The following is a 12,944-nucleotide window of genomic DNA, read 5'->3' on the forward strand; positions in this document are numbered from 1 at the left end:
ACCCACCCCACGCCCGCCCCCACCGGGCCGGGCCCGCCGCCCCGCCCCCGCCCCGCCCCCCCCCCCCCCCCCCACCCCCCCCCCCCCCCCGCCCCCCCCCCCCCCCCCGCCGCCACGGCCCCGGTCGGCCCCCGCGCCGCCCGCACATCCGTGCGGGCCGTCCCCGGGGCGCGGAGCCCGGCGTGGGTCCGGCGGCGGGCTGGGCCGACGGCGAGCGCCCCGGGGGTCGTGTGCGCGGCGGCCCGCCCGCCGTGAGCGGTCGGGCGGCCGGAAAGGGCGCCCCGGAGGGGCGTGACCGGCCCGGGCGCCGGGTGTCCGTCCGGGGAAAGCGCCCGTTCGGAATGCGATTCCGTGGCGTCGTGAGCGGAATCCGGGGCGCCCGCAGCGCGGAATGCGTTCCCCGTGATCCGCCCCCGGACCGCGCGATCATCCAGGTGGAATATGCCTTCTGCGCAGTCCGATGAATTCGGAGAGTAATTATTCGGTGCCGTGGCACGCAGCATCACTTACGAAGGGTTATGGTGGAAACCCCCCCTCGGGCCGGTCCGTAACCCCCCCCCACGGACCGGCCCGTTTTTTTGTGCCCGGACATGGTTCCGGATGTGCGCTTTCTGTGCGTGAAAGACGGAGATCCCGTGCGGGACCCCGCCGGCGCGAGGAATCCGGTGCCGGTGCGGCCGGGAATCAGCCGCGGTTCGCCCAGATATTGGTGCTCGCGGTGTCCACGGCGAAGGTGTCGATCTCCGCCAGCTCGTCCGCGGTCAGCGCGGGGGCGGCGAGCGCGGCCACGTTCTCCTCCAGCTGCCTCACGCTGGACGCGCCGATGAGGGCCGAGGTCATGCGGCTGTCGCGCAGGACCCAGTTGAGCGCCAGCTGGGCGAGGGACTGCCCGCGCCCCCCGGCGATGTCGTTCAGCCCGCGCAGCCGGCGCAGCATCTCGTCCGACAGCAGCCCCGGGTCCAGGGACTTCCCCTGGCTGGCGCGGGAACCCTCGGGAATGCCCGCCAGGTACTTGTCGGTGAGCAGCCCCTGGGCGAGCGGGGCGAACGAGATGCAGCCCATCCCGGCCGTCTCCAGGGCGTCGAGCAGCCCGTCGGCCTCCACCCAGCGGTTGACCATGGAATAGGACGGCTGGTGGATCAGGGCGGGGACGCCCATCTCCCGCAGGATCCGTGCCGCCTCCGCGGTCTGCTCGGCGTTGTAGGAGGACACACCCGCGTACAGCGCCTTGCCCCGGCTGACGGCCGAGGCGAGGGCGCCCATCGTCTCCTCCAGCGGGGTGGCCGGATCGAAGCGGTGGGAGTAGAAGATGTCGACGTGGTCGAGGCCCGTCCGCCGCAGCGAGGCGTCGAGCGAGGACAGCAGGTACTTCCGGGACCCCCACTCGCCGTACGGGCCGGGGTGCATCCGGTAGCCCGCCTTGGTCGAGACGATGATCTCGTGCCGGTGGGCGGCGAAGTCCTGGTGGAAGATCTTGCCGAAGTTCAGCTCGGCGGAGCCGGGCGGCGGGCCGTAGTTGTTGGCCAGGTCGAAGTGGGTCACACCGAGATCGAAGGCGCGGCGCAGGATCGCCCGCTGGGAGTCCAGGCCGCGGTCGTCGCCGAAGTTGTGCCAGAGGCCGAGCGAGACGGCGGGCAGCTTGAGCCCGCTGCGGCCGGTGCGGCGGTACTTCATGGAGTCGTAGCGCGACGCGTCGGGGAGATAGGAGAGGGAATCAGTCACGTTTCACTCCTTATCACGGAGTTGTGACAGGCCGGGTTGGGCCCCCGTGACCCGTCCGCAGTAATGTGGCGGCTTCGGGACATGCCGACCCGCGGCGCGCGAGCGCGGTGCGCGGACCGCACGGCGATCCCCCGGGGGGCGGCCCCGGACCCCCCGTCGAGGGGGAGGGCGGGCCCCGGGCCCGTACGGAACCGAGAGGGTGGACTCAGTGAACTTGCGCGACCTGGTGTACGGGCTCTACGCACGCCGGGTGGGAGGCCGCCTGGACCACGACCAGGTGCCCAAGCACATCGGAGTCATCCTCGACGGCAACCGGCGATGGGCGAAGGCCTCCGGCGGTTCGGCCGTGGAAGGGCACCAGGCCGGAGCGGACAAGATCTCGGAGCTGCTCGGATGGTGCAGCGAGACCGAGGTCGAGGTCGTCACCCTCTGGCTGCTGTCCACCGACAATTTCGACCGGCCGGAGGCGGAGCTCATCCCGCTGCTCGGCATCATCGAGAACACCGTCCGCCAGCTGGCGTCCGACGGCCGCTGGCGCGTCCACCACGTCGGCACGCTCGACCTCCTGCCGGCCAGGACCCAGACCGTCCTCAAGGAGGCCGAGGAGGTCACGGCGGGGGTCGACGGGATAATCGTCAACGTCGCCGTCGGCTACGGCGGGCGCCAGGAGATCGCCGACGCGGTCCGCTCCCTCCTTCTCGACCACTCCTCCCGCGGCACCACCTTCGAGGAGCTCGCCGAGGTCGTCTCCACGGACCTGATCTCCGAGCACCTCTACACCCGCGGCCAGCCCGACCCGGACCTCGTGATCCGCACCAGCGGCGAGCAGCGGCTGTCGGGCTTCATGCTCTGGCAGAGCGCCCATTCGGAGTACTACTTCTGCGAGGTCTTCTGGCCCGCTTTCCGCAAGGTCGACTTCCTGCGCGCGCTGCGCGACTACGCGGCGCGCCACCGGCGTTACGGGGCCTGAGGACCCGCCGCGCACCGGCCGGAAGGACCCGTCGCGGCGGCGGCCCCCGGGGGCACCTCGTCGCAGGCCGGGGCATGGCTTCGCGTGTTCGAGGGAATACAGCTCTCAGGTCGACGTCCGGTCAGTAACCGGGCGGACGTCGCAGCCAAGTGAGCGGCACCCAGCCCGCTCGCCCGGGAGGCCCTTTGCACACGAAGGACCGCACACCGTGCGGCCGACGCGCAGGGCCGGTGTTCGGCCCGTGCTCGGGGCCCGAACCCGGTCCGTCCTCTCCCTTCGGGAAGTTCCGCGACCTCCGTCGCACTCCCCGACCTCGTCCGAGGGGGTACGTCCTTCCGTGGTGACCAGCACCAAGCGCCGCATGCCCGACAGGCGCACCTACGTTCTCGACACCAGCGTCCTGCTGGCCGACCCCAAAGCCCTGACCCGTTTCGACGAGCACGAAGTGGTGCTGCCGGTCGTCGTGGTCACGGAGCTGGAGGCCAAAAGGCACCATCCGGAGCTCGGGTACTTCGCCCGGCAGGCCCTGCGCCTGCTGGACGACTTCCGGGTCCGGTACGGCCGGCTGGACGCCCCGATCCCGCTCGGGGACCTGGGCGGATCGCTCCGTGTCGAGCTCAACCATTCCGACCCCGGCGTGCTGCCCGCCGGCTACCGGTTGGGGGACAACGACTCACGGATCCTCGCGGTCGCACGCAACCTGCAGGCCGAGGGGTTCGACGTCACCGTCGTCTCCAAGGACCTGCCCCTCCGCATCAAGGCCTCCTCGGTCGGCCTCCTCGCGGAGGAGTACCGCGCCGAACTCGCCGTCACCGACTCCGGCTGGACCGGGATGGCGGAACTGACCGTCGCCGCCGAACAGGTCGATCTGCTGTTCGGCGAGGAGACCCTCTACATCCCCGAGGCCTCCGAGTACCCCGTGCACACCGGGCTGGTCCTCCAGTCCGAGCGCGGCAAGGCGCTCGGCCGGGTCACCGCCGAGGGCAACGTCCGCCTCGTGCGCGGCGACCGGGAGGCCTTCGGGATCCACGGCCGCAGCGCCGAGCAGCGCATCGCGCTCGACCTGCTCCTCGACCCGGACATCGGCATCGTGTCCATGGGGGGCCGGGCCGGCACCGGCAAGTCGGCCCTGGCGCTCTGTGCGGGTCTGGAGGCCGTGCTGGAGCGCCGGCAGCACAAGAAGGTGATGGTCTTCCGGCCGCTGTACGCGGTCGGCGGGCAGGAGCTCGGCTATCTCCCCGGCAGCGAGGCCGAGAAGATGAGCCCCTGGGCGCAGGCCGTCTTCGACACGCTCTCGGCGGTCGCCGGGCGCGAGGTCATCGAGGAGGTGCTGGGACGCGGGATGCTGGAGGTCCTGCCCCTCACCCACATCCGGGGCCGTTCGCTGCACGACGCCTTCGTGATCGTGGACGAGGCGCAGTCCCTGGAGCGGAACGTCCTGCTGACGGTGCTGTCCCGGATCGGGGCGAACTCACGGGTGGTGCTCACCCACGACGTCGCCCAGCGGGACAACCTCAGGGTCGGCCGGTACGACGGAGTCGTCGCCGTGGTCGAGAAACTGAAGGGGCATCCGCTCTTCGCCCACGTCACCCTCACGCGGTCCGAGCGCTCGCAGATCGCCGCCCTGGTGACCGAAATGCTGGAGGACGGCCAGATCTGACCCTGAACGTCCCGTAGATGCCGCCCGGCGAGCCAAGGAGCTTAGCCGGGCGGCATCGTGCTGCGCTGTCATTTCCGAAAAAGTTGTGCGCCAAACGAGGTGTGACCTTTCACACGCAACACAGAATTGCAACGCGCCGTGTCCTTCCGGCAGAGTCTTGCTTCCGTCAGGCCCCGCATACGGCACTCGGGTACCTCCAGAGGTCCCACGCACCACACAACTCAACAATCGCCGTCCGTATGCCGCCCGCGAGTACCACGCGGCGCTTCCGCAAGGGAGTCGCCCACCGGGCCCGTGCCTCCCGTGACCCAAGCAGTAGGGAGGCCAGTGTCAGGGGCACGATTGCGTCCCGCGAGGTCACCTAAGCGGGCGATGCTGGAAGGACACCGTGTGAGCCGGATCTCGGTCCGGGGGTTCGCCGTGGCATCTGCCACAGCGGTCACCACCGTAGGCGCCGTCGTAGGCGTTGCGTCGGGCAGCACCCCCGCTGTCGACGACAACAACTTCGAGGCGGCCGCAGCCGACACCACGCTGCTCGCAGACATCCCCGCGGGCCAGCAGGCCCAGGTGCAGACCGCTTCGCTGACGCAGCAGGCCGACGCCCAGGCGTCCGCGGCCGACGCGGCGGCGAAGAAGTCGGCCGAGGAGACGGCCCGCATCCAGGCCGCCAAGGACGCCAAGTCGAAGAAGCAGGCGGCCGAGGACAAGCTGGAGGCGGAGCGCAAGGCCAAGGAGAAGAAGGAGGCCGAGCGCGCGAGCCGGTCCTCCGTCCGCGACGCCTCCTCCTTCTCGGCGCAGGGCTCCTACTCGGTGGCCGAAGTACAGGCGATGGCCCGGCAGATGATGCCAGCGGATCAGTTTCAGTGCTTCAGTAACATCGTGGAGCGCGAGTCTGGCTGGAACTACAAGGCGACGAACGCTTCCTCCGGCGCCTACGGCATCATGCAAGCCCTGCCGGGCTCCAAGATGGCGTCGGCGGGTGCGGACTGGCAGACCAACCCGGCGACCCAGATCAAGTGGGGCCTCAGCTACATGAACAGTGATCGCTACGGCAGCCCCTGCGCGGCCTGGTCCTTCTGGCAGGCCAACCACTGGTACTAGGACCCCGCGAGGTTCGACGACCGACCCCGTGATGCCCCGCACCGTTCCACGGTGCGGGGCATCACGCGTGTTGCGGGGCCTCACGCGTGTACGGTCGATCCGGACCTCTCCCGGTGCGTGCGGGGAGCAAACGGGGGAAGGAAAAATTTCATGTCAAAACTACCGGGGTGGCTCGGTCGGCTGGGAGCCGGACTCACCGACATAGGGGCGCGCCTCGAACAACGCCGTGCCGAGGGCGAGCGCAGAGCCGACGAGCACGCCGAGAGCGTCTCGTCGGACACGCTCACCGCGGCCGCCGCGCCGAAGGTGCCCCGCCCGCCCGCCTACGCCCCCTCCGTCACCGCCAGGCCCGAACCCGCGACGGCGATCCCCTGGGGGATGCGCGTCGCGGCCGAGGCCAGCTGGCGCCTGCTCGTCCTCGCGGGCATGCTCTGGGTGCTGATGCGCGTCATCAGCGCCATCCAGCTGGTCGTCCTGGCCTTCGTCGCCGCCCTGCTGGTGACCGCGCTGCTCCAGCCGACCGTCGTCCGGCTGCGGCGGTACGGGCTGCCGCGCGGGCTGGCCACCGCCGTGACCGCCGTGCTCGGCTTCGTCATCATGGGGCTCGTCGGCTGGTTCGTGGTGTGGCAGGTCATGGACAACCTGGACACGCTGTCCGACCGGGTCCGTGACGGCATCGACGAGCTGAAGCGCTGGCTCCTGGACAGCCCGTTCCACGTCACCGAGTCGCAGATCAACGACATCGCGAAGAACCTCAGCGACACCATCGGCACCAACACCGAGGAGATCACCTCCGCCGGTCTCCAGGGCGTCACCGTCATGGTCGAGTTCCTCACCGGGCTGCTGCTGGCGATGTTCTCGACGCTCTTCCTGCTGTACGACGGCAAGCGCATCTGGCAGTGGGTCCTCAAGCTCGTGCCGGCCCAGGCCAGGCCGGGCGTCGCGGGCGCCGGGCCGCGTGCCTGGCGGACGCTCACCGCCTATGTGCGGGGCACGGTGATCGTCGCCCTGATCGACGCGATCTTCATCGGGCTCGGGATCTACTTCCTCGACGTGCCGATGGCCGTTCCGCTCGCCGTCTTCATCTTCCTCTTCGCCTTCATCCCGCTGGTCGGCGCCGTCGTCTCCGGTGCCCTCGCCGTGGTCGTCGCCCTCGTCACCCAGGGCGTGTTCACCGCCCTGATGGTGCTCATCGTGGTCCTCGCGGTGCAGCAGATCGAGGGCCACATCCTGCAGCCCTTCATCCTCGGCCGCGCCGTGCGCGTCCACCCGCTGGCCGTGGTGCTGTCGGTCGCGGCCGGCGGCATGATCGCCGGGATCGGCGGCGCGGTCGTCGCCGTGCCGCTGGTCGCGGTCACCAACACGGTGGTCGGCTACCTGCGTTCGTACGGGCAGGACCCCGAGGCGCTCCACGGGCCGGGCCCGCACGGCGCCACCGCGCTCTCGGCCGTGCCGCCGAAGGTGCCGCCCGTCCCCGTGGACGCCCCCGCGGCAGGAGCCGCGGACGGCCCCGGCGACGAGGCGGCGGACCGGTCGCCGGAGGTACCGAGGTCGTAGGACCGGGCCGCGCCGGACGCGGACAGGAAGAAGGGCCCCGCCGACGGTCGGTCGTCGACGGGGCCCTTCCGGTATCACGGTACTGCGGGTCACAGCCCGGCGAGGACGTCCTCGGAGTCGAGGGTCACGCCGACCGCCTGGATCACCGAAGCGATCTTGACGGCTTCCTGGACGGTCTCACGGTCGACGCCGGCCTTGCGCAGCACCTGCTCGTGCGAGTCCAGGCACTGGCCGCAGCCGTTGATCGCGGAGACGGCGAGCGACCACAGCTCGAAGTCGACCTTCTCCACGCCCGGCTTGCCGATGACGTTCATCCGCAGCCCCGCGCGGAGGTTTCCGTACTCGGGGTCCGACAGCAGGTGCCGGGTGCGGTAGAAGACGTTGTTCATCGCCATGATCGCCGCGGCCGACTTCGCCGCGGTGTACGCCTCGGCGGAGAGGTTGGCCTTGGCCTCCGGCTCCAGCTCGCGCAGCACCTTCGGCGAGCGCGAGGCGATCGCGCAGGCCAGGACGGTGCCCCAGAGCTGCTGCTGGGGAAGCTCGCTGTTGCCGATGACCGAACCGAGGTTCAGCTTCAGGTCCTTGGCGAAGTCCGGTATGGCGGACTTCAGTTCGTCGAGTGCCATGGGTATCAGCTCACTCGCCGGAGAGGAGGGCGACCGGGTCGAGGGTGTTCTCGCCCTTGGTCCAGTTGCACGGGCAGAGCTCGTCGGTCTGCAGGGCGTCGAGGACCCGCAGGACCTCCTTGGGGTTACGGCCCACGGAGCCGGCGGTCACCATCGTGAACTGGATCTCGTTGTTCTGGTCGACGATGAAGACGGCGCGCTGGGCGAAGCCGTCCTCGCCCTCGATGCCGAGGTCACGCATGAGCTCGTGCTTCGAGTCGGCCAGCATCGGGAAGGGCAGGTCGGTCAGGTCCGGGTGGTCCTTGCGCCAGGCGTGGTGCACGAACTCGGAGTCGCCGGAGAAGCCGAGGACCTGCGCGTCACGGTCGGCGAACTCCTCGTTCAGCTTGCCGAAGGCGGCGATCTCGGTGGGGCACACGAAGGTGAAGTCCTTCGGCCACGCGAAGACGATCTTCCACTGACCCTCGTAGGTCTTGTGGTTGATCTGCTCGAACTCCTTGCCGCTCTCCAGCGACACGCAAGCGGTCAGGTCGAACTCGGGGAACTTGTCACCGACAGTGAGCACGCGCACTCCTTGTTGCGTAGGAAATCCCTTTTTGAGGGCGTTCCTGGGGGTTGGACTGCCCCCACCTTGGCACACAGTGCATTGATCACGGAAATAGCTACACTCGGCCGGGATGATCGGAGGTGCCTATCAGTGGCGTATGTGCATCAGGCCCACAGGGTCAAGCAGCCCAGTCTCTCGCAGCTGCGCGCCTTCGCGGCCGTGGCGGAGCACCTGCACTTCCGGGACGCGGCGGCGGCGATCGGGATGAGCCAGCCGGCGCTCTCCGGGGCGGTGTCCGCGCTGGAGGTGGCACTGGGTGTCCAGCTCATCGAGCGCACGACGCGCAAGGTGCTGCTCTCGCCCGCGGGGGAGCGCCTCGCGGTGCGGAGCCGGGCGGTGCTGGCGGCGCTCGGTGAGCTGATGGAGGAGGCCGAGGCGGTGCGCGCGCCGTTCACCGGCGTCCTCAGGCTCGGGGTGATCCCGACCGTCGCCCCGTACCTGCTGCCGGCCGTCCTGCGGCTGGTCCACGAGCGCTACCCGGACCTCGATCTCCAGGTCCACGAGGAGCAGACCTCCTCGCTGCTGGAGGGACTGGCGGCCGGGCGGCTGGACCTGCTGCTCCTCGCCGTCCCGCTCGGGGTCCCCGGTGTCACGGAACTCACGCTCTTCGACGAGGACTTCGTGCTCGTCATGGAGAAGGGCCACCCCCTCGCCGGCCGCACCGGGCTGCCGCGCGGGACGCTCCGGGACCTGCCGCTGCTGCTGCTCGACGAGGGGCACTGCCTGCGCGACCAGGCGCTGGACATCTGCCGGGAGGCCGGGCGGACCGAGGGGGCACCGGTGACGACGTCCGCGGCCGGGCTCTCCACCCTGGTCCAGCTGGTCGCGGGCGGGCTGGGGGTGACCCTGCTGCCGCGTACGGCGGTGAAGGTGGAGACGGGGCGCAACGAGGCCCTGTCCACCGGGTACTTCACGGATCCCGCTCCCTCGCGCCGGGTGGCGCTGGCGGTCCGGACGGGTTCGGCCCGGCACGAGGAGTTCGAGGAACTGGCCGCCGCCCTGCGCGACGTGATGGGGGCGCTGCCGGTACGGATACCCGGCGAGGGGTGACTGCGCCCCCCGGCGCACTCACCCCTCCCGTGTCACTCCGTACGCAGCCCGTCCGAGCGCATCAGGCGCCACAGCAGGGGCAGCGAGAGGAGCGTCACGGCCACGACGAGGCCCGCGCCCGCGCCCGCCACCGGGAGGAACACCCACCACCGGCTCACCGCCCTGCCCAGCATCCAGGTCATGACGGCGCCGAGTCCGAGCCCGCCCGCGACCGCGACGAGGAGGCCGACGGCCACCGGGACGGCGGTCTGCCAGAACACCGACCAGCCGAGTGTGGCCCGCCCGGTGCCGAAGGCGACCAGGACGGACAGCAGCCGCCGGCGCTCCTGGAGCTGCTCCAGCTGGGACACCAGCATCGAGAGGGCGATGAGGAGCAGGGTCGCCACCGCGCCGAACCGCAGGCCCGTCTGCACGCTGGCGAACTGGAGGTCGCGTTCGGTGGAGGCCAGGGTGCGGATCTCCATCCCCGGATCGATCCTGGCCGCCGTGTTCCGGACGTACTCGGCGACGTCCTCGACGTCCTCGTCGACCTCGATGTGCGCGAGCGTCCGGGCGTTCGGCAGGATGCGCGGGTCGATGGCGCCGACCGTCGCCATGATCCCCAGGTGCTCGTCGCCCGTCGGGTCGCGGCCCGCCGTGACGGTGGCCGCGTCCGCGGGCAGGGTCCAGCGCACCGACTTCCCCAGCGGTTCGAGGTCGGGGGAGAGGTTGACCTCGATCTCCTCGCCCTTGCGCGCGGTCTCGTCGACCCAGTCGCTCGTCTCCCGGTCGTCCTCGGGGTGGACGACGAAGGCGTCGCCCTCCTCGCAGGAGCCGATCGCGGCGAGTTCCCTGAGGGTGGCGCAGTCGCCGACGGTGAGGGAGGTGCTGGGCGGCATCTCGCCCTCCGCGTACGGCCCCGGCCTGGTCACCCAGGCCTCCACCGTGCCGATGACGCGCTCCACCCCCTCGGTGGCCCGGAACTCCTCGATCGTCCGGGCCGCCGCGTCGCCGGTGACCTGCTCCGAGTAGGTACGGAACCGGGCGCGCGAGGGATCCTCCCCGGTCACGGTCTCGAAGTCGTCGCCGACGGCCGCGAACAGCATCTGGAGGGCCACCGCGCCGGCGACGGCCACCGTGATGCCGCTGACGGCACGGGACGCCGCCCCGCTGTCCAGCTGGAGCCGGCGGACCGCGAGCTGCCAGGGCGTCGGGCCGCCGCGCAGCCGTCCGACGCAGGCGGTGAGCAGCCAGGGCAGCAGCAGCGCGAGTCCGCACAGGACGAGGGCGGCCCCGGCCGCGATCCGCGCCGGGTCGACCGGTGCGGACGCCTCGGCCCGGCCCGTCGTCACCAGCACGGCCAGGCCCGCGGCCGGGACCAGCAGACGCCACCAGAGACGGCGTCCGCGGCCGGCTCCGTGGCGCAGCACGCCCAGCGGCTCGACGGTCACCGCGCGCATGGCGACCAGGGTGACGAGCACCGCGGACAGCGGCACCACCGCGGCGACCACCGCCGCCTGCCAGGCGGCGGGGGTGAGGTCGGACGGGAACGCGCTGTGGTTCCACAGCTCGATGTGCCCGATGAACGCGCGGCCCACCAGGAAGAAGACCAGCCCTGCCAGCAGCCCCAGCAGGGAACCGAACAGTGCCTCGCCCGCCGCGATCCGACGGGTCGTCCGGATGTCGGCGCCGACCAGACGGAGGGCGGCCAGCCTCCGGTCGCGCCGCTCCCCGCCGAACCGCACGGCGGTGGCGACGAAGGTCGCGACCGGCGCCAGCAGGACGACGCAGATCATGATGACGAGGACGACCAGGACGGAGGGCAGCGGATCACCCGGGCGCTCGTCGCCGTATCCGGCCAGCCGGTGCGCGCCGGTGCCCGGGGTCAGCGTGTCGCTGCCGACGTAGAAATACAGCTCGTGGGGCGAGAGCAGGCCGGTGCCGGCGATCGTCGAGGTGATCCGGTACGGCAGGCGCTCCGCGAGAAGGGCCCCCTCGGCGGAGCCGAGCAGGTCACGGAGGGCGGGGGAGACCGCCATCTCGCCCGGTCCGGGGAAGGCGGTGACCCCGGGCGGCAGGACCGGGCGCGGTCCTTCCGCGCGCATCAGGAAGCCGTCGACGATCCGGCCGCGGTACTCCGTCCCCGCCTTCACCCGCAGGACCGTGCGGGCCGACTTCGGGACCTCGGTGTCGCGCGAGGCCGCCACCTCCCCGCGGTCCCGGTCGCGGGAGGAACGCGCGTCGAGCAGGTGCGGTACGGAGGCCGCGCCCAGCAGCAGGGCGACCCCCAGACCCACCCCGATCGCGGTGAGCGCGGTCCGTACCCAGCCCTCCCGTCCGCCCGCGGCGGCGAAGCGCATGCCGAGGCCGAGGTCGCGCAGCCGGCTCATGCGACGTGGTCCAGATCGCGGCAACGGCCGTCGCGTACGACGATGTCGCGGTCCGCGTACGCGGCGACGCGCGCCTCGTGGGTCACGAGGACGACGGCCGTGCCGGCGGTACGCGCGGACTCGGTGAGCAGTTCCATGACGCGCTCGCCGCTGAGGGAGTCCAGGGCGCCCGTCGGCTCGTCGGCGAAGACGACCCTGGGCGAGGCGACGAGGGCGCGGGCGACCGCCACCCGCTGGCCCTGGCCGCCGGACACCTCCCCGGGCCGCCGGCCGGCGAGCTGCTCGACCTCCAGGCGCCGCATCCACTCCAGGGCGGTGCGTTCGGCCTGCTTCCGCTTGACGCCGTCGAGGCGCAGCGGCAGGGCGACGTTCTCGACGCAGGTCAGCTCGGGGACCAGTTGGCCGAACTGGAAGACGAAGCCGAAGTCGCCGCGGCGCAGGGCGCTGCGTTCGGCGTCGGGCAGCGCGGAGAGTTCGCGGCCGTCGTAGGTGACGCTGCCCTCGTCGGGGGTGACGATCCCGGCGAGGCAGTGCAGCAGGGTCGACTTGCCGGAGCCCGACGGGCCCATGACGGCGACGACCTCGCCGGGGTGGACGGAGAAGGAGGCGCCGTCGAGCGCGGGGGTCGTGCCGTAGGTCTTGCGGAGGTCACGGGCGGTGAGCAGCGAGCCGGCGGGGATCACGGGAGGACCACCTCGGCGAGCCGGCCCAGCCGGGCGGACGTCAGTTCCAGCCACCGCAGGTCGGCTTCGAGGTGGAAGAGCGCGTGGTCGCAGATCAGCTGGTCGGCGAGGTCGCCGGTGCGTTTGCGGTCGGTGAGGATGCGCATCAGCCGCAGGTGCTCGGAGCGCTGGGCGTCCAGCAGGTCGGCGGCGTCGCGACCGGTCAGCAGGGCCAGCACGACCTTGGTGTACAGGGTCGACTGGAGGTAGGGCTCCGGCTTCTCGGGCTGGGCGAGCCAGCCGGCGACGTCGGTGACGCCGGCGTCGGTGATGGCGTAGCGCTTGCGTTCGGGACCGCCGTCCGTCTCGACGCCGTCGACCTCGACGAGCCCGTTCTTCAGCAGGCGGGACATGGTCGCGTAGACCTGGCCGTAGTGCAGGGGGCGATCGTGGCCGAACTTCTCGTCGAAGGCGCGCTTGAGGTCGTAGCCGTGGCGCGGGCCGGATTCCAGGAGACCGAGGAGGGTGTGACCGATGGACATGCCCGGCACTGTACACGCTGTGTATACCTGTTGTGTATACGGCCTCGGGGCGGGAACGGCCGTGGGGGCGGGCCGCCG

Annotated in this window: 11 protein-coding genes; 5 read left to right on the top strand and 6 right to left on the bottom strand. The window is 71.5% G+C overall.

Features of this window, described 5'->3' with window-relative positions:
• Positions 1 to 684: 684 nt before the first annotated feature.
• Positions 685 to 1,722, bottom strand: a complete 1,038-nt coding sequence (gene mgrA, locus ABZ172_RS08535; RefSeq protein ID WP_356881557.1) for an L-glyceraldehyde 3-phosphate reductase — start codon at positions 1,720 to 1,722, stop codon at positions 685 to 687.
• 208 nt (positions 1,723 to 1,930) lie between these two features.
• Between mgrA and ABZ172_RS08540 the strand changes: the two genes are divergently transcribed.
• From ABZ172_RS08540 to ABZ172_RS08555, 4 genes are all read left to right on the top strand, one after another.
• Positions 1,931 to 2,692: an isoprenyl transferase gene (locus tag ABZ172_RS08540; protein ID WP_356881559.1), complete on the top strand. Its 762-nt coding sequence runs from the start codon at positions 1,931 to 1,933 to the stop codon at positions 2,690 to 2,692.
• A 337-nt stretch (positions 2,693 to 3,029) separates the two neighbouring features.
• Positions 3,030 to 4,352, top strand: a complete 1,323-nt coding sequence (locus ABZ172_RS08545) for a PhoH family protein (RefSeq protein WP_356881561.1) — start codon at positions 3,030 to 3,032, stop codon at positions 4,350 to 4,352.
• Between the two features lie 390 nt (positions 4,353 to 4,742).
• Entirely contained in the window at positions 4,743 to 5,453 is a 711-nt protein-coding gene (locus tag ABZ172_RS08550; protein WP_356881563.1) for a lytic transglycosylase domain-containing protein, read from the top strand.
• Between the two features lie 150 nt (positions 5,454 to 5,603).
• Positions 5,604 to 7,010 (top strand): AI-2E family transporter, encoded by a 1,407-nt coding sequence (locus ABZ172_RS08555; RefSeq protein ID WP_356881565.1) that lies wholly within the window; start codon positions 5,604 to 5,606, stop codon positions 7,008 to 7,010.
• Between the two features lie 89 nt (positions 7,011 to 7,099).
• On the opposite strand, the gene ABZ172_RS08560 is transcribed toward ABZ172_RS08555, so the two are convergent.
• Both ABZ172_RS08560 and ABZ172_RS08565 read right to left on the bottom strand, forming a co-directional pair.
• Positions 7,100 to 7,636 (bottom strand): alkyl hydroperoxide reductase, encoded by a 537-nt coding sequence (locus ABZ172_RS08560; protein WP_356881568.1) that lies wholly within the window; start codon positions 7,634 to 7,636, stop codon positions 7,100 to 7,102.
• 10 nt (positions 7,637 to 7,646) lie between these two features.
• Entirely contained in the window at positions 7,647 to 8,201 is a 555-nt protein-coding gene (locus ABZ172_RS08565) for a peroxiredoxin (RefSeq protein WP_103759525.1), read from the bottom strand.
• A 132-nt stretch (positions 8,202 to 8,333) separates the two neighbouring features.
• Here ABZ172_RS08565 and ABZ172_RS08570 point away from each other — a divergent pair, with 132 nt between their 5' ends.
• Positions 8,334 to 9,293 (top strand): LysR substrate-binding domain-containing protein, encoded by a 960-nt coding sequence (locus ABZ172_RS08570; RefSeq protein ID WP_356881571.1) that lies wholly within the window; start codon positions 8,334 to 8,336, stop codon positions 9,291 to 9,293.
• 32 nt (positions 9,294 to 9,325) lie between these two features.
• Here ABZ172_RS08570 and ABZ172_RS08575 read toward each other — a convergent pair whose 3' ends face one another.
• Genes ABZ172_RS08575 through ABZ172_RS08585 form a run of 3 tightly spaced genes read right to left on the bottom strand, consistent with a single transcriptional unit; the run spans position 9,326 to position 12,866 of the window.
• The gene (locus ABZ172_RS08575; protein WP_356881573.1) at positions 9,326 to 11,662 is read right to left on the bottom strand and encodes an FtsX-like permease family protein; all 2,337 of its coding nucleotides are present in this window, start codon (positions 11,660 to 11,662) and stop codon (positions 9,326 to 9,328) included.
• Complete coding sequence (locus ABZ172_RS08580) at positions 11,659 to 12,345, bottom strand: ABC transporter ATP-binding protein (RefSeq protein WP_356881575.1); 687 nt, start codon at positions 12,343 to 12,345, stop codon at positions 11,659 to 11,661. The genes ABZ172_RS08575 and ABZ172_RS08580 overlap by 4 nt, the downstream gene beginning before the upstream one ends.
• Complete coding sequence (locus ABZ172_RS08585; RefSeq protein WP_356881577.1) at positions 12,342 to 12,866, bottom strand: PadR family transcriptional regulator; 525 nt, start codon at positions 12,864 to 12,866, stop codon at positions 12,342 to 12,344. Before ABZ172_RS08585 ends, ABZ172_RS08580 begins: the two co-directional genes overlap by 4 nt.
• Positions 12,867 to 12,944 lie beyond the last annotated feature (78 nt).

The organism is Streptomyces sp. NPDC006296, assembly GCF_040613235.1.
Classification (GTDB): Bacteria; Actinomycetota; Actinomycetes; order Streptomycetales; family Streptomycetaceae; genus Streptomyces.

What these genes read in the sequence shown, in the direction of transcription:
- ABZ172_RS08555 (WP_356881565.1), top strand. Translation starts at nt 5,604, where the DNA reads ATGTCAAAACTACCGGGGTGGCTCGGTCGGCTGGGAGCCGGACTCACC.
- ABZ172_RS08560 (WP_356881568.1), bottom strand. Translation starts at nt 7,636, where the DNA reads ATGGCACTCGACGAACTGAAGTCCGCCATACCGGACTTCGCCAAGGAC.
- ABZ172_RS08575 (WP_356881573.1), bottom strand. Translation starts at nt 11,662, where the DNA reads ATGAGCCGGCTGCGCGACCTCGGCCTCGGCATGCGCTTCGCCGCCGCG.
- ABZ172_RS08585 (WP_356881577.1), bottom strand. Translation starts at nt 12,866, where the DNA reads ATGTCCATCGGTCACACCCTCCTCGGTCTCCTGGAATCCGGCCCGCGC.